This window comes from Aquimarina penaris (assembly GCF_040786285.1).
In the GTDB taxonomy this organism is placed as follows: Bacteria; Bacteroidota; Bacteroidia; order Flavobacteriales; family Flavobacteriaceae; genus Aquimarina.
Window position 1 is genome coordinate 1,978,178 of sequence record NZ_JBFMKQ010000001.1, and the last position, 19,835, is coordinate 1,998,012.

General features: G+C 34.6%; 13 protein-coding genes. 7 read left to right on the top strand and 6 right to left on the bottom strand.

Annotation, left to right across the window (positions count from 1 at the left end; translation table 11 throughout):
* Positions 1-9: 9 nt before the first annotated feature.
* The 6 genes from ABW637_RS08255 to ABW637_RS08280 all read right to left on the bottom strand — a co-directional run bounded on the left by ABW637_RS08255 (position 10) and on the right by ABW637_RS08280 (position 9,303).
* Positions 10-1,290 carry a DUF6734 family protein gene (locus ABW637_RS08255; RefSeq protein ID WP_367584177.1) on the bottom strand — a complete coding sequence of 427 codons (1,281 nt, stop codon included), beginning with the start codon at positions 1,288-1,290 and terminating at the stop codon, positions 10-12.
* Positions 1,291-1,368: 78 nt separating this feature from the next.
* Positions 1,369-1,560, bottom strand: a complete 192-nt coding sequence (locus ABW637_RS08260; protein ID WP_367584178.1) for a hypothetical protein — start codon at positions 1,558-1,560, stop codon at positions 1,369-1,371.
* A gap of 452 nt (positions 1,561-2,012) precedes the next feature.
* Complete coding sequence (locus ABW637_RS08265; RefSeq protein ID WP_367584179.1) at positions 2,013-3,467, bottom strand: alpha-amylase; 1,455 nt, start codon at positions 3,465-3,467, stop codon at positions 2,013-2,015.
* Between the two features lie 26 nt (positions 3,468-3,493).
* The gene (locus ABW637_RS08270) at positions 3,494-4,669 is read right to left on the bottom strand and encodes a SusE domain-containing protein (RefSeq protein ID WP_367584180.1); all 1,176 of its coding nucleotides are present in this window, start codon (positions 4,667-4,669) and stop codon (positions 3,494-3,496) included.
* 30 nt (positions 4,670-4,699) lie between these two features.
* Entirely contained in the window at positions 4,700-6,364 is a 1,665-nt protein-coding gene (locus ABW637_RS08275) for a RagB/SusD family nutrient uptake outer membrane protein (protein ID WP_367584181.1), read from the bottom strand.
* 11 nt (positions 6,365-6,375) lie between these two features.
* Entirely contained in the window at positions 6,376-9,303 is a 2,928-nt protein-coding gene (locus ABW637_RS08280) for a SusC/RagA family TonB-linked outer membrane protein (protein WP_367584182.1), read from the bottom strand.
* A gap of 363 nt (positions 9,304-9,666) precedes the next feature.
* Between ABW637_RS08280 and ABW637_RS08285 the strand changes: the two genes are divergently transcribed.
* The 7 genes from ABW637_RS08285 to pfkA all read left to right on the top strand — a co-directional run bounded on the left by ABW637_RS08285 (position 9,667) and on the right by pfkA (position 19,785).
* Positions 9,667-10,698, top strand: a complete 1,032-nt coding sequence (locus ABW637_RS08285; RefSeq protein WP_367584183.1) for a LacI family DNA-binding transcriptional regulator — start codon at positions 9,667-9,669, stop codon at positions 10,696-10,698.
* A 121-nt stretch (positions 10,699-10,819) separates the two neighbouring features.
* The gene (locus ABW637_RS08290) at positions 10,820-12,202 is read left to right on the top strand and encodes an MFS transporter (RefSeq protein WP_367584184.1); all 1,383 of its coding nucleotides are present in this window, start codon (positions 10,820-10,822) and stop codon (positions 12,200-12,202) included.
* The gene (gene pgmB, locus ABW637_RS08295) at positions 12,202-12,864 is read left to right on the top strand and encodes a beta-phosphoglucomutase (protein WP_445012717.1); all 663 of its coding nucleotides are present in this window, start codon (positions 12,202-12,204) and stop codon (positions 12,862-12,864) included. The genes ABW637_RS08290 and pgmB overlap by 1 nt, the downstream gene beginning before the upstream one ends.
* Before the next feature lie 6 nt (positions 12,865-12,870).
* Complete coding sequence (mdxK, locus tag ABW637_RS08300) at positions 12,871-15,177, top strand: maltose phosphorylase MdxK (RefSeq protein WP_367584185.1); 2,307 nt, start codon at positions 12,871-12,873, stop codon at positions 15,175-15,177.
* Between the two features lie 106 nt (positions 15,178-15,283).
* Entirely contained in the window at positions 15,284-17,140 is a 1,857-nt protein-coding gene (locus tag ABW637_RS08305) for a glycoside hydrolase family 13 protein (protein WP_367584186.1), read from the top strand.
* 27 nt (positions 17,141-17,167) lie between these two features.
* Positions 17,168-18,547 (top strand): alpha-amylase family glycosyl hydrolase, encoded by a 1,380-nt coding sequence (locus tag ABW637_RS08310; RefSeq protein ID WP_367584188.1) that lies wholly within the window; start codon positions 17,168-17,170, stop codon positions 18,545-18,547.
* A gap of 251 nt (positions 18,548-18,798) precedes the next feature.
* Positions 18,799-19,785, top strand: coding sequence for a 6-phosphofructokinase (gene pfkA, locus ABW637_RS08315; protein ID WP_367584189.1), 987 nt, complete (start codon positions 18,799-18,801; stop codon positions 19,783-19,785).
* The last annotated feature ends 50 nt before the right edge of the window (positions 19,786-19,835 follow it).

A 19,835-nucleotide genomic window follows, 5' to 3' on the forward strand; every position in this document is an offset into this window, starting at 1 on the left:
AAAAATATATTATAGCGTTACAGGATGTAAAATTTCTATAAGTAACGTTTTTTCAAGTACAAAGGACATAATTTTATTTTTAAATTTTGACAAATCCCCCTGAAATTGTTTCATTAGTGCTTTATCCTGAGATAATTCATCATATAATTCTTTCATAGATACAGGTTCTAAAAAATATAAAAGAATAGCGTCCCAGCCTTCTAATTCTTTTTTGTGCAGTTGTTGGTCATGAGGGATTGTATACGCTACAGTTATGGGGTCTGATTCAAAATCAATAACACAGTTTTCATTGATTTTAAATTTGGTATTCCAAAGCTCATCGATAGATGTTCGATCAACAAAAGAGTAAAAATCATGGATGTATTTTAATCTCTTTTCTGAAATTTGTGTAGTAAAGTATTGATTTCCAAAATGTTTTTGTAGTTTCTTGTTTAGATGCTTGTAATATTCGGGGAAATGGTAGCTTAATCGGGCTTCTATTTGTTCACATGCAAAAACTGATTTTTTTGCATAACCAATACAGTGTATATATTTAGATGAAACAGGTACCGAACTAAAGTCTATTATTTCTGCAAAATTGGGAGCAACTTCTTCGAATAAATATTGAACTTTAAGATTTTTGTTTTCAGTTAAGGCATGACCTAATTGTTGCTCAAATATAGTATTGAATATTCCTATATCAAGATTTTTTAAATGATGTGTATTCGTTTCGATTAGATTGAATGCTTTATTTTTCAGTTCTTGAAAAAAATCAAAGTTTTTCCCTCCAATAAAACCGGCATTATGAGCTAATATTTTTCCGTTTTTATAAAAAGAATGGATTAGTTCCTGAGGGATTGATTCGAAATTTGTGAGCATATATCCAAATGCTTTACTGTAGTTAGGGAAATCTTCTTCTACATTTTGTGCGATAATATCATAGTTATCTATTTCATATGAAACCTTATCCCAAATGAATATATCATTATCAAGATGAATAAATGGCTCTTTCTGATCTGCGCAAGCGACTAACTTACCTAATGCCCATAGTTTAGGATTATAATCATTTAAACTATCTAATTTCGTATGGATTTTGGAGTAAGGGAGCTCTAATAAATCATGGAATAATTCTTTTCCTCTTTGATCTGTATATAGTTCATTCTGAGAATAAAATTTATCTATAGTCAATGCACTTAGTGCAAAGCTGTAAAAGGCATTTTTTTGATTCGGCCAACCACCGTTAAATCGAGCATTAGTGTCGTCTGAATTGTGATATGCTGGTTTGGTCCAAAAACTTTGAATTATTTTCATTACATATAAGCTTAAAAAAAGAGGATGTTAGAAACAACATCCTCTAATACATAATTAGATTCTTTTTGTTGAGTGAAATTATGCTCTACAAAAATTAACACTTTGGTTGTCCCAGTATAAAACACCACAACTACCACCCCATACTCCAAATGGAGGATAAGTTCTGTCAGATGGACATTTAGGATAAGGGCAGGCTCCATAACCAGTATATCCACCGGTAATTTCTTTAGCTTCAGCCTTGTTCAAAATTTCACATTTGATTTTTTTCAAAATCTCTGATTTTTTCATAATGATTTGTCTTTAAATGATTAATAATACTCTAATCTATATAAATAATGATCGAGACAAAAAACCAAAAATAACTCTAACGTTATAGTGTTGATAAAGATTTGTGTTTTACAGGATTTTTAAGAAAATTAATGCCAAAATCTATGTTTTTGGCTTAATGAGGTTATGGTATTTACATAATTTTAATTAATAATTTGATGATCTTGTAGAGTGTGGTTTTTACTTTTTTTATACCCTAGTTTTTCTTTGTGGTGAAGCATCTTTGTTAAGTTCTATTTTGATTTAATAGCAACAGCAGTACCTTAAATAATACGAGAGAATAAACAAGCTTTAATGTATAGAGTGTGGTGTAGGGGAAGTATATAACAAAAAAAAGAGTGCTTACAATAAGCACTCTTTAATCATTTTGGCTAACTCAAAATGTGTGAATATCATTATTTAGTAACAGACCAGATGGCATAACCTCCTGCAGGTGCTTGTAAAACAGCGTTACCTTCACCGTCAGCAGTTGGAGTAGCTCTTGTGTTATCTGTATAATCAACTAAGGTTCTGTTTGCCCAGTTTGTTTTTACAGTACGTGTTTTGGTTTGTCTACTAATATTCATGTATAAGATTAGTCCTGGATTATCTCCACTACCGCTTCTTTTCATGATGTATTCATCTTTACTAGCTTCGATGATTTCAATATCACCTACTGCTAATGTGTTATAGATCTCGATCAGTGTTTTAAGCTGTCCTTTGTATGCCTCATAATCTAAATAGAAAATAGTAGGATATCCATCATGAGTAAGAATATAAGAGTATGCTAGTAATTTATTTGCATAACTAATTCTGTTGTCTTCATTTTCATCTTTTTCTGTATCATGATTAGCAACAAAGGTAACGGCCATACTAGGGTCTAACTTTCTTAGCATGTTATCTGCTTCTCCTAAAGCAGTAAGATCTTGAGCTCTATCAAGAGTCTCATCTAGTCTATAGAAACAAGCAAAGTCAAAAGCTGGCGAGCCAGAAGCATCAACCCAGTCTTTTAAAACATCTTGATTACCATCAAAGTTTTCTCCTACAGAGAATCCACCTACTTTATTATTCCATTCTGTTACCCATTTTGCGGCAAAACTTTTTACGTAATCAAAACGCCATCCATCAAAACCTAAAGATTTATAAAACTCTGCTACAGAGTCATCTCTTTTCCAAAGCCAATCCTGAACATAAGGTTGGTCATGGCATAGATCGGTTTTTTCAAAGAATAAAGCTTGTTCGTCATTAGCATGAATATCATTAGGGTGGAAATGCTCATAAGAACGGTTAAATTTACCAGATGCATTACCATTCGCTTCATTAAATAAGCTAAATACTTCAGTATCTCCAGGTCGAAGAGGGTTATCTTGTAGTCCTCCTCCAGAGTTGTGTCCCATTACAATATCAGCAATAACTTCAATACCGTTAGCATGAGATTTTTGTATTAAACTCTCCAGTTCTTCTCTAGAACCAAAACGAGTTTCAACGCTATCACCTCTTTGACTAAATTCTCCTACGTCGAAATAATCCATTGGGTCATATCCCATAGAGAAACTACCCGAAGCACCTTTACCTGGTGCGGGTAACCATATTCTATTTATTCCTGAAGCGGCATAATCTTCAATCTTTTCATTGACTACATTGTACCAATCACCAATAGGTTCTACGTCCCAATAAAAGGCTTGCATAAATACTCCTGCATCCTCTTTTGTAAACGGAGTAAGATCCATTTTTAAAGTACGGCTATTGACAATAGGATCGTCAATACCAGTACCAACGGTTTCATCGTCCTCATTACAACCGACCAATCCAAGAACCACCCCCCCTAAAAGGAGAATGGTTTTGGTTGATATATTTTTGAATTTTTTCATTTCAACTTTTTAAGTTTATTAATCGTTTATTCTACAGGAACTAATAAATAACGTCCATCAAGGTCATTAAACCATATGTCATATTTACCAGCGGTAACCTCAATTGCAGGAGGGTCACCATCAGTAATACCAACACCTGTAAGAGGTGTAGCACCACCCCAGTTACCAGGCCAGTCATCACTATGTCTGAATTTTAAAGGTCCGTCAAATAAATCAACACCTTCTAAGTACCAAATATGAGGGTTAAATGGAGACTGATTCATATCTGTATCAGGAGCATTCCATCCACTATCGTCACCAGTTCTTGATGCACCAATAATACCAATAGTACCATAGGTAGGCTCTGTAGTAATAGTAAAAGGAGTAAAAGTGTATGTTAATCCTGCAGGGTCAATATTCACCATTAAGTCATAATAACCAGAAGCAGCTACTGTAAACGCACCTGGATCACCACCAAGGATATCGCTACTTGTAAATCCACCACCATCTAATCCCCATTGTGGCTGCCAAGCACCTTGAGTCTCTAATAATTTAAATTCGTTTCCGTTATCAATACTGAAATATCCTCTAAAATGGAAAACGTTTTCATTGTCAGGATCTCTAAAAATATAAGTATTGGTTGCAGCAGCAGCAGAACCATTATCCCAATCATCATTATTAGCAACTCCATCTTTATTTGTATCTACAGAATTACCTACTAAGAAAAGGTTTTTTACAGGTAAGATTGTTGGATATGGAGTTAAGGTAATAGAAGTAACGTTTGATATAATTCTTGATCCGCTATCTGTACCTATAGTAGAAACCACGCGAAGATCAATAGCACCTTCAGTAAGAGGCTCTACACCTAATTCTATCGCTAGGTTATTAAGCTCACCTATAGTCCAGCTATAGAAACGGTCATTAGTTGTAGCGATTACCGCTCCTTCTTCTAAAGTGGTTTCGAAGCTTGTTCCTCCCAGACCTGCTTCGATGTTATACGTAATAGGAGTATTAATATTATACGCAGCATCATTCCAATGCATAGTAAATACTGTTTCATCCTTTCTTGCTTCATCAAGAGTTACTATAGCATTAGCTGAAGTAATCTGAGGTCCTTCTGTTTGTTCTTCTTGGATAACGAATGTTGGTTCTTCATCCTCTACACATGCATTGAAGCATAACGCTGCTACAAATGCAAACATTAAAATTGATATCTTTTTCATGACTGTATATATTAAATTTTTCATAGTTTATTAGAATCCTGGGTTTTGTCCTAAATTGGGGTTAGCGGCTCTACTCTGTTCTGGAACAGGAAATAGCTCAAAGTTATCTGAAATAGAAGACCCATTTGGTGTACCTCCTTTATATCTCCAGTTATACGTTCCGCCAGTATAACGACCAAATCGTATTAGATCCTGTCTTCTGTGAGCTTCCCAATATAATTCTCTAGATCTTTCATCTATTATGAAGTCTAGGTTTAGAGCACCTTCAGTGATGTTTCCAGAAGTATCTCCAAAAGCTCTTTCTCTAAGTTCATTTACGAATCCTGTAGCAGCAGTTAATGAACCACCACCACCTCTTAGGTGCGCTTCGGCATACATTAGGTATACATCGGCTAATCTGAATAATGGGAAATCGGTATCGGCGAAAGTAACATTTGATCCTGGTTCACCGGTTGATTTAATATTCGAAAACTTAGTTACTAAATATCCGTTAGAGAAATCTGTAAAGTCTTCTCCAATTTCGATTGGTCTATCAACAGTAGCAACAGTAGGATCTGTACTCACATCTTGTGTAATCAGGGTATTTCTTGCATCATTATTAAAAATAGGATCGTTAACAAATACTTCAGAAAATTGTCTTCTTGCTCTGTACAGTGTTGTAAATCCTTCTACCCCAAGAGATTCTGGTGTAGGCTCAAATCCTGCAGCATTATGCTCTCCTTGTATAATTAGTGATGCACCACCAAAGTTTCGTACCGAGTTACCATCACCAATGATTGGGAAAATAATTTCGTTTTGAGCACCATTAACATCATTATCTGCATTAAAGTTGTTTAGATAAACAGGATTTAATGAATATCCGCTATTAATGATTTCTTCACAAACTCTTAGACAGTCTACATATCGATTGTTACCATCTCCTAAATATACTTCTGCATTTAGGTATAGTTTGGCAAGGATCATCTTAGCTACTCCTTTATCCGCGCGCCCATAGTTTTGACCAGGGTTTACATCTAATAGCTGTGCATCTACAGCAAGAAGCTCTTCTTCTATGTAATTGAATAAGTCTTCGCCTTTAATTTCTGATAACCTTGTAAATCCTACTGCATCGTTCTCTGTTGCAAAAGGAGCTCTTCTGTATGAATCTAGTAAATGATAGTAAGCTAATGCTCTTAGTACTTTAGCTTCTGCTCTAAAGATCTGAATCTCATTTCTAAGATCTCCAGAAACTCCTCTTTCGTCTAGTTTACCATCTGTTGTTTGACGCAAAAATTCGTTGGCCAAAGAAACTTGAAAAGTAGCTCTAGCAAAAAAGCTAAGCAGAAATACATTATTTGCATCCCACCTGTTTCTCTGAAGGTCGGCAATACCTGGGTCATTTTCATAGGTCCAGATCGTTTCATCAGTAGAAACATTTTGCATAGAGAATAGCCCTCTTATGTATTGGCTGGTTCCGTCATCAATCCCTTCAAGGTTGGCAGATTCGGGTCTTCCGTCTGCAGTAACATCAAGTCCGATCAATGAGAAGTTAGCATATACACCTCCTAGAGCGCTTCTATAATCATCTCGTGTGTTAAATACATCACTAGCGAGTAAATCATCATCGTCTTCTAATTCGATATCTAAGTCTCCTTCACAAGAGGTGAAGATACCTATTGATAGAAATGCGTATAAAAAAATCTTATATAGTTTCATTTCTTGTTTTTTTAATATTTATAGTTTATTCCTAATAAAAGAGTACGTCCTCTAGGAAATATTGTATTATCTACTCCGTTATTTTGAATCTCCGGATCCAATCCAGTATAATCGGTAATAACAAAGGCATTTTGTACACCAGCCCATATTCTAAGGCTAGAAACACCTTTCATGATATCTCGTAATGTATATCCCATTGTGATGTTATCCATTCTTAAGAATGAAGCATCTTCCACATAAAAATCTGATAATATTACATCAGAAGTACTCTGGAAGTTAGTATCTAATACAGAAACCGGTGTATTGCTAAATACCGTTCTAACAACGTTACCTAATTGTGCATTTGATGACGCTACGTTATTGTATATCTCACCACCTATATTAGCTCTCATATTAAAACTAAAATCAAAGTTTTTGTAATTTAAACTAGTCTGAAGTCCCATTATATAATCTGGTGTTCCTTTACCAGAAACATATCTATCATTATTATTTAGTACACCGTCTCCATTTAAATCGGCATAAGCACCTTCTATTGGTCTTCCTGCACTATCATATATTTGAGCGAATGTAAAGAAAGAGAATGGTGCCTCTCCTTGTCTTTGGATTTGGATAGTATTACCTGTACCACCACCAATATCAGTAGTCAATATATCTTGACCAAAGGCTAAGCTTTCTATTTCTCTATCAATAAAAGTTGCATTATAACTTACATTCCAATTAAAATCTTGTTTTTTAATGATATCGGTACTAATAGAAAATTCAACACCTTGTGTTATAAATTTACCAATATTTTGGAAACCTTGATTAGAAAAGTTTGCAGCATCTGGTATCGGTGCTTGAGAAAGTAGATCATTGGATTCTTTTCTAAATACATCAACCGCTCCACTAATTCTGTTATTCCAGAAACCGTAGTCTAATCCAATATTATATTCTGTTATCTTTTCCCATTCAATGTTTTCGTTTCTAAATTGAGGCTGTACAATATTTATTACTTCACCATCTAGGATGTATTGCGTAAATGGACTACTACCTCTATATCTTTCTAAATAGGCGTATGCCTGGTCGATATCTTGTTGACCTGTAATACCATATCCTAAACGAAGTTTTAAATCACTTAATACAGATGAGTTTTTAAGGAAGTTCTCATCGCTGATCTGCCAACCCAATGATGCCGATGGGAAATATCCCCATCTGTTATCTTCACCAAATCTTGAAGTACCATCTCTACGTATAGAAGCCGATAAGAAATATTTATCGCTAAGTTTCAAGTTTGTACGTGCAAAATATGCTATCAATACTTCATCGGGATCAATTGTTCTTTCGGCCACGTTACTAGGGTCACGTTGATTTCCTGTTTCAAACCTATCTAATTCGAATTTTTGATAAGAATATCCTCCTGTAGCTTCGATATTCAAAGCTCCAATAGTTTTATTATATGTCAAATAAGCATCTAGAAGTCGGTTTTTAACAAGTAAATCAGTATCTGATTTAGAACCAACAAACTCTCCTTGTGTAGAATTGAAACCAATTGCACTTTCTGTAGATACATCTCTAAAACGATCAGTTTCACTATCATCTAAACCTAAGTTAACTACAGCACGTAGATCAGGAAAGAAGTGTAATTGATAATCTAGTTTTACGTTACCAAAATACCTTCTAACGTTTGCAATTTCGCGAGTTTGCTCTAGTTCAGCTACTGGGTTTCTCTGTACATTTCCTTGCGCAAAACCAGTACCCGAGTTTATATATTCAAAGTAACCTCCATAAGGAGAACTAGCGTCAAAAACTGGTTGAGTAGGGTCAAAAGTAATCGCAGCACCCTCTACATTTGGAGCAAATCTGTTTTTCTCGAAGTTAAGATTGGCATTAATGTCTATTTTTAAGTGATTATTAAATAATCTAGGGTTCAAAGCAAGAGATGATGTTGTTCTTTCAAACTTAGATGTTTTTCTAAGACCTTCTTGATCAGATCGTCCAAGTGCTACCCTTGTAGGAAGAATTCCCAGAATTGAACCACTTGCAGATAAGTTATGATCTGTAGAAAAAGCAGTTCTGTAGATCTCATCTTGCCAATCTGTATTAGCAGAACCTAATTCATCAACTCTATCCGGAAAATTTTCGGCAATAAATTCACGATATTGGTTTGCAGAAAATACATCAACAGTTTCATTAGCAGTATTTATACTGGTTTTAGAATCTAAATTGATTTGTAAATTCTTTTTTCCTTTCTTAGTTGTAATAATAATTACACCATTTGCACCTCGATTACCATAAATAGCGGCAGATGATGCATCCTTAAGAATAGAGAATGACTCAATATCATTTGGGTTAATAGTCGAAAGAATCGATCTAGATCCGTTAGACAAATCACCTGGATCATTTAGGGGTAGACCATCAACAACAATTAATGGATCGTTTGATGCATTTAGTGAGGCACCTCCTCTAATTCTAATTTCAGAATTTCCTGCCGGACCACCATTGGTGTTAATATTAACACCGGCTACTCTACCATTAAATAAATTCTCTGCAGTAATATTGTTACCGGTATTAAAATCTTCTGATGTTACAAGGGCAACAGATCCTGTAAGATCCTTTTTCCTTGAAGTACCATAACCAATAAGTACTACTTGTTCAAGTTCTGCAGCATCTTCTTCTAACGATATGTTCACTGTGGCTTGTCCAGTGTATGCTACTTCCTGTGTCATAAAACCAACGTATGAGAATTCTACAATATCTCCATCGTTAACATTGTTAAGGGAATAATTACCATCAAAATCAGATGATGTTCCATTTGTAGTTCCCTTTACAATGATATTTACACCAGGAATGGGTTGACCACTTCCTGCATCAGTAACTGTTCCATTAACAGTCGACTGTGCAAAAAAGCTCATTGGTATCAACCACAATAAAAACAATGCGCTTTTTGTAAATGTTTTCATAAAAATTAAATTAGTTTTTGATTGTTTTAAATCTTATATTTTCACTTTCCTGCAACCAAAGTATGTAAATTTTGTGTTAATTTTTAGGTAAGGTTTAACCATAACCTTACGAAAACGTTTGCGTGTGGAAAACTTTTAAAATTTTGTTAAAATTTTAAGTGTAATTATGACCATATGACATATTTTCGCAGCGAATTTTGGCTTTTGATCAAAAAAATAGAACTAAATACTATGTTAAAATAAATTGCGTTAACACCTCTCTGTAAATTTATATGAGAACGGAATAATGTGTATTGATTTTACCATTTAGAATGACGATATTTAAATTAATAAATAAACCAATATATAGAACATAAAAAATCGATGAGACAAAAAGTTACATTAAAACAAATAGCTAAAGAATTGGATGTTTCCATTTCTACGGTGTCTAAAGCATTAAAAGATAGTGTAGAGATAAGTTTGGATACTCGTCAAAAAGTTAAGGCTTTCGCTAAGTTGTATAATTATAAACCTAATAATATAGCTTTAAGTCTTAAAAACAGGAAAACAAAGACCATTGGTGTTATCATTCCTGAGATCGTACATCATTTTTTTACTACGGTGATTGGTGGGGTAGAAAAGGTAGCCAACGAAAAAGGGTATAATGTAATTATATGTTCTTCGAATAATTCTTTTGATAAAGAAGTTATTAATATGGAGATGCTTGCCAGTGGTAGTGCAGATGGGTTTATTTTATCTGTAGCTAAAGAAACCCAGCTTAAAAAGGATTATCATCATATAGAAGAAACGATGAGTCAAGGAATGCCTGTAGTCCTTTTTGACAGGATTATAGACGAAGTTGTTTGTGATAAAGTAATTATTGATGATGGCAAAGGTGCTCAAATGGCTACAAATCATTTGTTGTCTGTAGGCTGCAAGAAGATAGCTATTCTTACTACGGTAGATTATATAAGTGTGGGTAAATTACGTACCAATGGGTATCTAAGAGCACTACGAGCATATGATGTTCCTGAAAGAGAAGAACTGATTCTTAAAATAGAAGATATCGATAATTGTGAGTCAGAAATTGCTGATTTTCTTGTTGATAAAGATATTGATGCTGTTTTTGCTGTAAATGAATTATTTGCGGTTACTGCGGCAAAGGTTTTAAACCAACAGGGTAAAAAAATTCCAGATGATATTTCTATTATTGGCTTTACCGACGGGATTCTGTCTAAACATTTTATACCAAGTTTAACCACTATTAGTCAACATGGAGAAGATATGGGGGTTAGGGCAGCTAAACTTTTAATAGATAAGTTAGAAGGAGATGAAGCGGCTACAGAAGAGTATAGAACTGTAATTATTGATACTAGCTTAATTCAAAGGGAATCAACAAAAAAAAACAAAGAGTGATCTTTTAATTGAAAAATTATAATATCTTTGGCCTTCGTCAAAACTTATATTTTCACTTTCTACTAAATAAGTTTTGATAAGTCATGCGCTTATCAGTGTAATAATTAAATATTCACTTTTAATGAACAAGCGTAAGTTAAGTTTCTGGGAAATTTGGAACATGAGTTTCGGTTTCTTAGGGATTCAATTCGGTTTTGCTTTGCAAGGCGGATTTATGTCTAGAATTTTCCAAACCTTAGGTGCCGAAAAAGATGCAATACCTTTATTATGGATTGCTGCTCCTTTAACAGGGTTACTAGTACAGCCTATAATCGGGTATCTAAGCGATCGAACTTGGAGTCCAAGGTGGGGTCGTCGTAGACCTTACTTTTTAATAGGTGCTGTGTTGAGCTCTATCGCTCTGTTTTTAGTGCCACATTCTCCTGCACTTTGGGTTGCTGCCGGTTTTTTATGGATTTTAGACGCTTCTATTAATATTTCTATGGAGCCTTTTAGAGCTTTGGTCGCAGACAAGCTTCCAGAATCTCAACGGTCTTATGGATTCGTAACACAAACATTAATAATAGGAATAGGAACATGGGTAGCTAGTAATTTACCCTGGGCGGTGTCACAAATGGGAGTAAGCGATGAAGCACCAACGGGAGTTGTGCCTATGTCGGTAAAGGTTGCTTTTGCAATTGGAGGTCTTGTTTTTCTAGCAAGTATTCTTTATACAGTTTTTAAAACGACCGAATATCCTCCTGAGGATATGGAAGAATTTGAAAGGGAAAAGAAGAAGAAAAATCAATTTATTCCTGATATTTTAAATAATATAGGAAGCATGCCTCTTACAATGAAGAAACTGGGGTTAATACAGTTTTTTAGTTGGTTTGCATTTTTTACGATGTGGAGTTTAGCAAATCCAGCACTAACAGAACATGTGTTTAAAACACCAGTACCAATAGAATCTGCGTACAATATGGATATTCCAGAATCTGCGGCAGCTTTTAAAGAAGCAAGCACTGCATTTCAAAAATCTTCTAATGATGTAGGTAGATATATGGGGGTTTATGGGTTGTCGTCAATGGCTTTTGCTCTAATACTAACATTTTATACTTCAAGAAAAAGAATAAATAGAAAATTAGTTCATCTTGGGTCGTTAGTTTTAGGAGGAATAGGTTTTATATCGATGTACTTTATTCCGTCTCCAGAGTGGTTGATTTTTTCATTCACTTTAGTAGGTTTTGCTTGGGGTAGTATATTATCTATGCCATATGCAATGCTTTCTAGCTCTGTAGATCCTAAGAAGATGGGAGTGATTATGGGTATATTCAATATGTTTATTGTAATTCCCCAAATCATTGCAGCAGTAGGAGGTATTAATTTTGCCTATAAATTGATTGGTGACCAAACCATTAATGCAATGATTGTTGCCGGTATAAGTTTAATAATAGCTGGTTTTTGTAACTTGTTGATTACTAACAGAGATGCGATTACCTATAACCCGAAAGAAGTAGCGGAATAATGAAGAAAGCATTTATATTTGATCTGGATGGTGTGATTGTAGATACTGCAAAGTATCATTTTTTAGCCTGGCAAAACCTTGCCAATAGTTTAGGTATTTCTTTTTCTGAAGAACAGAATGAACAACTAAAAGGAGTTAGCCGAGTACGATCTTTAGAAAAAATATTAGAATGGGGTAATAAAACCCTTTCAGAAGAAGAGTTTACCAAATTAATGTCTAAAAAAAATGAGGAATACCTCGTGTATATCTCAAAGATGGATACTTCAGAAATTCTACCTGATGTGCCTAGAGTATTGGATTATTTGATATCAAACGATCAAGCCATAGCGCTAGGTTCTGCAAGTAAAAATGCAAGAGTGATTCTTGATAAAGTACAACTAACCGCTAAGTTTCATGCTATAGTAGATGGGACCAATGTATCTAAAGCAAAACCAGATCCAGAAGTATTTTTGATTGGAGCTCAAGAATTAGGCGTTTCACCAGAGAACTGCATAGTGTTCGAAGACTCTGTAGCAGGAGTTCAAGCTGCCAATAACGCTAATATGATAAGTATAGGGATCGGTGACGCTGAAGTGTTACATGAAGCAGATTACATTTTTAATGATTTTACAGAAATAAGAGAAGAGTTTATAAATAATTTGGTTTCGGCCAAAAAAGTATGACAGACGATGAATCAGGATTATATAAAACCAGATAACTGGTCAATTATTGAAGAAGGGTTTGATGTTGAAAGAGTTAAATCCTCAGAAAGCCTATTTAGTATAGGAAATGGAGCCATGGGACAAAGGGCCAATTTTGAAGAAGAATTTTCAGGCCCAACTTTTCAAGGAAGTTATATTGCGGGAGTTTATTATCCCGATAAAACTAGAGTTGGTTGGTGGAAAAATGGGTACCCAGAGTATTTTGCTAAGGTACTTAATGCACCAAACTGGATAGGAATTAATGTGGAAGTTAGTGGAGAAAAATTAGATCTTTATAGATGTAAATCAGTCACTAATTTCAGAAGAGAACTAAACATGAAAGAAGGTTGGTATCAACGTTCTTTTAACGCTGTTTTACAAAATAATATAGAAGTATCTGTAAAATCTACGCGTTTTTTAAGTTTAGACCTTGATGAAGTAGGTGCAATTAGATATGAGGTAACACCTATAAATGAGGATGTAGAAATTACATTTTCACCTTATCTAGATTCGGGAATCACAAATGAAGATACTAATTGGGATGATAAATTCTGGGATACCTACGATTTATCTCACAAAGGTAGCTCTGCATTTATATTAGCCAAAACAATGAAAACCGAGTTTCATACCTGTACAGGTATGTTAAATCAAGTTTTTGTTGAAGACGATTTAAAAGATATTTATCCCAAAGTAGATATCAACGGAACATTTGTTAAGTTGAATTATTCAGTCGAAGTTCCTAAAGGAAAAACGGCTAGTTTAGTTAAATTTGGAGGATACACAGTATGCCTTAATCATAAAAAAGAAGATTTAGCTTCTGCAAGTGCCACAGTGCTTAAACAAGCTTCAGAATCTGGTTTTGATGCTTTGCTAGATTTGCAAAAGAAAGCTTGGTCCAAAATATGGGAGATGGCCGATATTGTTATTGAAGGTGATGTCAAAGCGCAACAAGGTATACGTTTTAATATCTTTCAATTAAATCAAACCTACCTTGGGAAAGATGCAAGACTTAATATTGGTCCAAAAGGATTTACAGGAGAAAAATACGGAGGAAGTACCTATTGGGATACCGAGGCGTATTGTATCCCATTCTACATGGCAACCAAAGATCAGCTAGTAGCACGTAATTTATTGACGTATCGTTATCACCATTTAGAAAAAGCTATAGAAAATGCTGAAAAACTTGGATTTACCAATGGCGCAGCATTATACCCAATGGTTACCATGAATGGTGAAGAATGTCATAATGAGTGGGAAATTACTTTTGAAGAAATACACCGTAATGGCGCAATGACATTTGCCATCTATAATTATGTTAGATATACTGGTGATTATAGCTATGTGCCTGAAAAAGGATTAGAGGTAATGATCGCAATTGCTCGTTTTTGGCACCAAAGAGCTACTTTTTCTACAGATAAAGATAAATATGTAATTCTTGGTGTTACAGGGCCTAATGAATATGAAAACAACATCAATAATAATTGGTATACTAATTATTTGGCAAAATGGTGTATCGAGTATTGTATAGAGAATATCAATAAAGTAAAAGCAGAATACAGCAAAGACCACGATAGGATTATTGATAAAGTTAATCTGAATCAAGAGGAAATTGATGCAATGGCAAAGGTGGCAGAGAAAATGTATTTCCCGTATTCAGAAAAACATCAGGTATACTTGCAACAGGATGGGTTCTTGGATAAAGAGCTAATCACCGTAGCTAATCTTGATAAAACACAACGACCTATTAACCAAAAGTGGAGCTGGGATAGAATATTACGCTCACCTTATATTAAACAAGCAGATACTCTTCAGGGGATGTATATGTTTGAAGATCAATTTACTAAAGAAGAGTTAGAGCGTCACTTTGATTTTTATGAGCCATTTACGGTGCATGAATCATCTCTTTCACCTTGTGTACATAGTATTCAAGCAGCAACTCTTGATAGAATGGACCAAGCTTATACCTTCTATTTAAGAACGTCAAGGTTAGATCTTGATGATTATAATAAAGAAGTAGAAGAAGGATTACATATAACTAGTATGGCCGGTACCTGGATGAGTATTGTTGAAGGGTTCGGAGGACTTAGAATTAAGAATGACCGATTGTCATTTACACCTAAGATTCCTAAAGAATGGAAAGGTTATACCTTTAATGTAAACTTTAGAAATCAAATTCTTAAAGTGAATGTTTCGCAAGAAGGAACCTCTTTTAATCTAGAAGGAGATCAGGAATTAGTGATTTATGTAGATGGGAAGGAATTTAAAATATCCCCTGATAGCTTAATCACAGTTTAATCAAATAGTATTGATAACAATATAATACCCCAAAGACCCTGTTTTTGGGGTATTTATGTCTATAAGAAGAATACACAAAACATTTATTTAATCAAAAACTCATAAAATGAAGACTAAACTAATTGTTCTGTTTTCTTGGTGTCTGGTAGCATTGGTGCAAGCACAGGTAGAAAAAATAGAACCTCCATTCTGGTGGAGCGGAATGCAAAGTGAAAAGCTGCAATTAATGTGCTATGGAAAAGATATTTCTAAATACAATGTGCAGATCGAAGGAGTAACTATTGATGAAGTAAAAAAAACTGAAAACCCAAATTATCTGTTCGTAACAATAGATACCAAAGAGGTTAAAGAAGGAGTTATTTCGATAGATTTCAAGGAGAAAGATAAAGTTGCGTTTTCTCAGTCCTATGAATTTAAAGCTAGAAGAGAAAATTCTGCACAACGTAAAGGTTTTGATAGCAGTGATGTGATGTATCTAATCATGCCGGACCGATTTGCAAACGGAGATCCAAAAAACGATTCGCATCCAGATACCGCAGAAAAAGCAGATCGATCAAACCCAGGAGGTCGTCATGGTGGCGATATACAAGGAGTTATCGATCACCTTGATTATCTAAAAGACCTGGGAGTAACTGCATTATGGAGCACACCCTTATTAGAAGATAATGAGCCAGTATACTCATATCATACCTATGCGCAAAGTGATTTTTATAAGATAGATCCAAGATATGGTACCAATGAAGATTATAAACGTCTCGGTTCAGAAATGCATAAATTAGATATGAAACTTATTATGGATTATGTAACTAATCATTGGGGATCAAAACATTGGATGATTAAAGATTTACCTACCAAAGATTGGATACATCAATGGCCAGAAGGGTTTAGAAGAAGTAATTATCGTATGACTACTCAATTTGATACCAATGCTTCGAAAGTAGATAGTAAAGGTTGTATGGATGGATGGTTCGATACAACCATGCCAGACATGAACCAAAGTAATCCCTTGCTTCTTAATTATATCACTCAAAATGCAATCTGGTGGATAGAATATGCAGATTTAGATGGATTTAGAGTAGATACCTATTCTTATAATGATAAAGAAGGTATAGCTAAATGGACAAAAGCTATAATGGATGAGTACCCTAGTTTTAATATTGTCGGTGAGGTTTGGATGCATGATCAGGCACAAATGGCCTATTGGCAAAAAGATAGTAAAATAGGAGCCATTGATAATTTTAATTCTCACTTACCATCGGTAATGGATTTTACGCTTCATGATGCACTAATGGTGATTTTTAATGAAGATGAGAATGCCTGGGATAAAGGGATGATTAAGGCTTATGAGAATTTCACTAATGATTTCTTATATCCAGATATCAATAATATTCTATTGTTTGCCGGAAATCATGATACCAATCGCATTAATGAGATATACCAGGGAGATCTCAATGCATATAAAATGGCAATGACCTTGATATTCACTACCCGTGGAATCCCGCAAATATATTATGGAGATGAGATAGGAATGTTAGGTAATCGAGATAAAAAAGGTGATGGCGATATTCGTAGAGATTTTCCAGGAGGATGGTCTGGTGATAAGCAAAATGCATTTTTGGCTGCAGATACAGAAAACGGTAGAACCAAAGATCAAAAAGCGTTTCACTCTTTCACTAAAAAAGTATTGAATTGGAGAAAAACTGCAGAGGTTATACATACTGGGAAACTATTGCAATTCATCCCTTTTGATAACGTCTATGTATACTTTAGATATAATAAAGAGAAAAGTGTAATGGTACTTATGAATAACAATACCAAAGACCAGAAAATAGATATCACCCGTTTTAAAGAAGGTATAAAAGATTTCAAAACAGGAACAGATATTATTACCGATTCTAATATTGATATTACCGAACCTTTTGCCATACAGGCAAAAACATCAATGATACTTGAACTAAAATAAGCTAATAACCATAGATAATTTAATAATATGAAAAAGATAGTAGTGAGCCTTATAACCGCTGGGATTTTATTTTCCTGCGGAAAGACTAAAAAAGAAGAGCCAGTAGCCGAAGTTACTCAAGAAGAAGTTAAAGAAACGCTTGCACCCGTAAGCGATGCGATCATGGAAAACGCCGTTATTTATGAAGCTAATATTCGTCAATATTCTGAGGAAGGATCTTTTAACGCATTTACCAAAGACATTCCTAAACTAAAGGAACTTGGAGTGAAAATACTTTGGATTATGCCAATATATCCTATTTCTACAACCAAAAGTAAAGGATCTTTAGGAAGTTATTATGCTATATCCGATTATACCAAAGTAAATCCAGAATTTGGATCTATAGAAGATTTTAGGGAGTTGGTAAAAACAGCACATGACAATGACATTTATGTAATTTTGGATTGGGTTGCAAATCATACAGGATGGGATCACGTTTGGTTAAAAGAACATCCAGAATATTATACTAAAGACAAAGAAGGAAATATTACCCATACCGTTGATACAGATTGGACCGATGTTGCAGACCTTAATTATGACAATACGGCCATGCGGGAGCAGATGAAAAATGATATGATGTATTGGTTAAAAGAAGAAGGAATAGATGGGTTTCGATGTGATGTGGCAGGAATGGTACCTCTTGATTTTTGGGATGCAACAGTTGCAGAGTTAAAAAAGATAAAACCAATATTTATGTTGGCCGAAGGTTGGGAACCAGAATTATTAGAGAATGCCTTTGATATGGGATATGGATGGGATACACATCACAAGATGAATGATATCGCTAAAGGGAAAGCCGATGCTAAAGAATGGGATAAAAGAATGGCTCAGATAGACACTATGTATGCAAAGGATGATATTTTGATGAATTTCACATCTAATCATGATGAAAATTCTTGGAATGGTACCGTGCAAGAAAGAATGGGTGATGCTGCCGCAATGTTCGCAGCACTTTCATATATGGCTCCCGGAATGCCATTAATCTATTCTGGTCAGGAGTATGATATGGATAAACGCTTGCTATTCTTCGAGAAAGATACCATAATCAAACAGAAAGGAAAATTTTTCCCATTATATGAAAAGTTAGGAAAACTTAAGAACAATAATCCAGCATTACACGGAGGAAAAAATGCAGCTTCGTATACTCGTGTTACAACTTCAGAAGACAAAAAGGTGTTAGCTTTTAAAAGAGAAAAAGAAGGTAATAGCATATTGTTTGTTGCTAATATGACAAAGAATCCTGTGAAATTTAATGCTGAGTACGATGGAAAGTACAAGGATTACCTTACTGGAGAAGTAGTAGAAAGAAAACAAGGTCAAGAATACGAACTAACCCCTTGGCAATATCAAATATTGATTCAAGAATAGTCAAAAATAGATATGTTTATTTATGAAAACGACTTGCTTAGGCAGGTCGTTTTTGTTTTTTATTCAAATTTTAACGGTACAAAACCTTAAAAAAGACGATTTTATGATATTGATCTATTCTTAACGTGGTCAATGAAAATATGTTAAAATAATGCTTTTTTTGTCAGTAAATACTGAATTTATTAACCGAAAACGTTTTAGTTTTTTAGCAAATTAGGTTATTAATACCAATAACGATAGATTTGGTTTCAATGATGGAGAAAGTTAAAAATATAGCCGTACTTACTTCTGGAGGAGATGCTCCAGGAATGAATGCTGCAATTCGTGCAGTAGTTCGTGCATGTAGTTATTATCAAGTACGTTGCTTTGGTGTTTATAAAGGATACGAAGGTCTTATAAACGATGAAATTGAAGAACTTAACGCACGTTCGGTTCGTAATATCATTAATAAAGGAGGGACATTTCTTAAGTCTGCACGTTCTAAAGAATTTAGAACCGTAGAAGGAAGACAAAAAGCGCATGCTAACCTTATTAAAAATAATATAGATGCTCTTGTGGTCATAGGAGGTGATGGAAGCTTTACCGGAGCCTTAAAATTATCGGAAGAGTTTAATTTTCCTGTAGTAGGAATTCCAGGTACTATAGATAATGACATTAATGGTACAGATTACACTATTGGATATGATACCGCTTTGAATACCGTAGTCGAAGCAATTGATAAGATTAGAGATACGGCAAGTTCTCATAATCGCTTGTTTTTGATAGAAGTAATGGGCCGTGATGCAGGTGATATAGCACTAAATGCAGGAATAGGAGCAGGTGCCGAAGAAATTTTGATTCCCGAAGAAAATATGGGAGTAGATAGGTTGATAGATTCGCTGCGAAAAAGTAAAAAGACAGGTAAAACCTCTAGTATTATTGTCGTTGCTGAAGGAGATAAATCGGGTAAAAATATTTTTGAACTTGGAGAACATGTTGAAGAGCATCTTGATGATTATGAAGTAAGAGTATCTGTATTAGGACATATTCAACGTGGTGGTGCACCAAGTTGTTATGATCGGGTATTGGCAAGCAAACTAGGAGTAGGAGCAGTAGAAACATTATTAGAAGGTAAAAGTGAAGTTATGATTGGGATTGTTCATAAAACAGTCACTATCGTTCCGCTTAAAACCGCATTAGACAAAAGATTACATAAGCATGATATGCTGATAAAAGTAGCCGATATCACTTCGGTTTAATTTTTATTTATATAACCACATTTTAAATTAAACAACTAAATTATTTAGAT

Coding starts and splice junctions, on each gene's coding strand:
- ABW637_RS08255 (WP_367584177.1), bottom strand. CDS start 1,290: ATGAAAATAATTCAAAGTTTTTGGACCAAACCAGCATATCACAATTCA.
- ABW637_RS08265 (WP_367584179.1), bottom strand. CDS start 3,467: ATGAAAAAATTCAAAAATATATCAACCAAAACCATTCTCCTTTTAGGG.
- ABW637_RS08270 (WP_367584180.1), bottom strand. CDS start 4,669: ATGAAAAAGATATCAATTTTAATGTTTGCATTTGTAGCAGCGTTATGC.
- ABW637_RS08275 (WP_367584181.1), bottom strand. CDS start 6,364: ATGAAACTATATAAGATTTTTTTATACGCATTTCTATCAATAGGTATC.
- ABW637_RS08280 (WP_367584182.1), bottom strand. CDS start 9,303: ATGAAAACATTTACAAAAAGCGCATTGTTTTTATTGTGGTTGATACCA.
- ABW637_RS08285 (WP_367584183.1), top strand. CDS start 9,667: ATGAGACAAAAAGTTACATTAAAACAAATAGCTAAAGAATTGGATGTT.
- ABW637_RS08290 (WP_367584184.1), top strand. CDS start 10,820: ATGAACAAGCGTAAGTTAAGTTTCTGGGAAATTTGGAACATGAGTTTC.
- pgmB (WP_445012717.1), top strand. CDS start 12,202: ATGAAGAAAGCATTTATATTTGATCTGGATGGTGTGATTGTAGATACT.
- mdxK (WP_367584185.1), top strand. CDS start 12,871: ATGAATCAGGATTATATAAAACCAGATAACTGGTCAATTATTGAAGAA.
- ABW637_RS08305 (WP_367584186.1), top strand. CDS start 15,284: ATGAAGACTAAACTAATTGTTCTGTTTTCTTGGTGTCTGGTAGCATTG.
- ABW637_RS08310 (WP_367584188.1), top strand. CDS start 17,168: ATGAAAAAGATAGTAGTGAGCCTTATAACCGCTGGGATTTTATTTTCC.
- pfkA (WP_367584189.1), top strand. CDS start 18,799: ATGATGGAGAAAGTTAAAAATATAGCCGTACTTACTTCTGGAGGAGAT.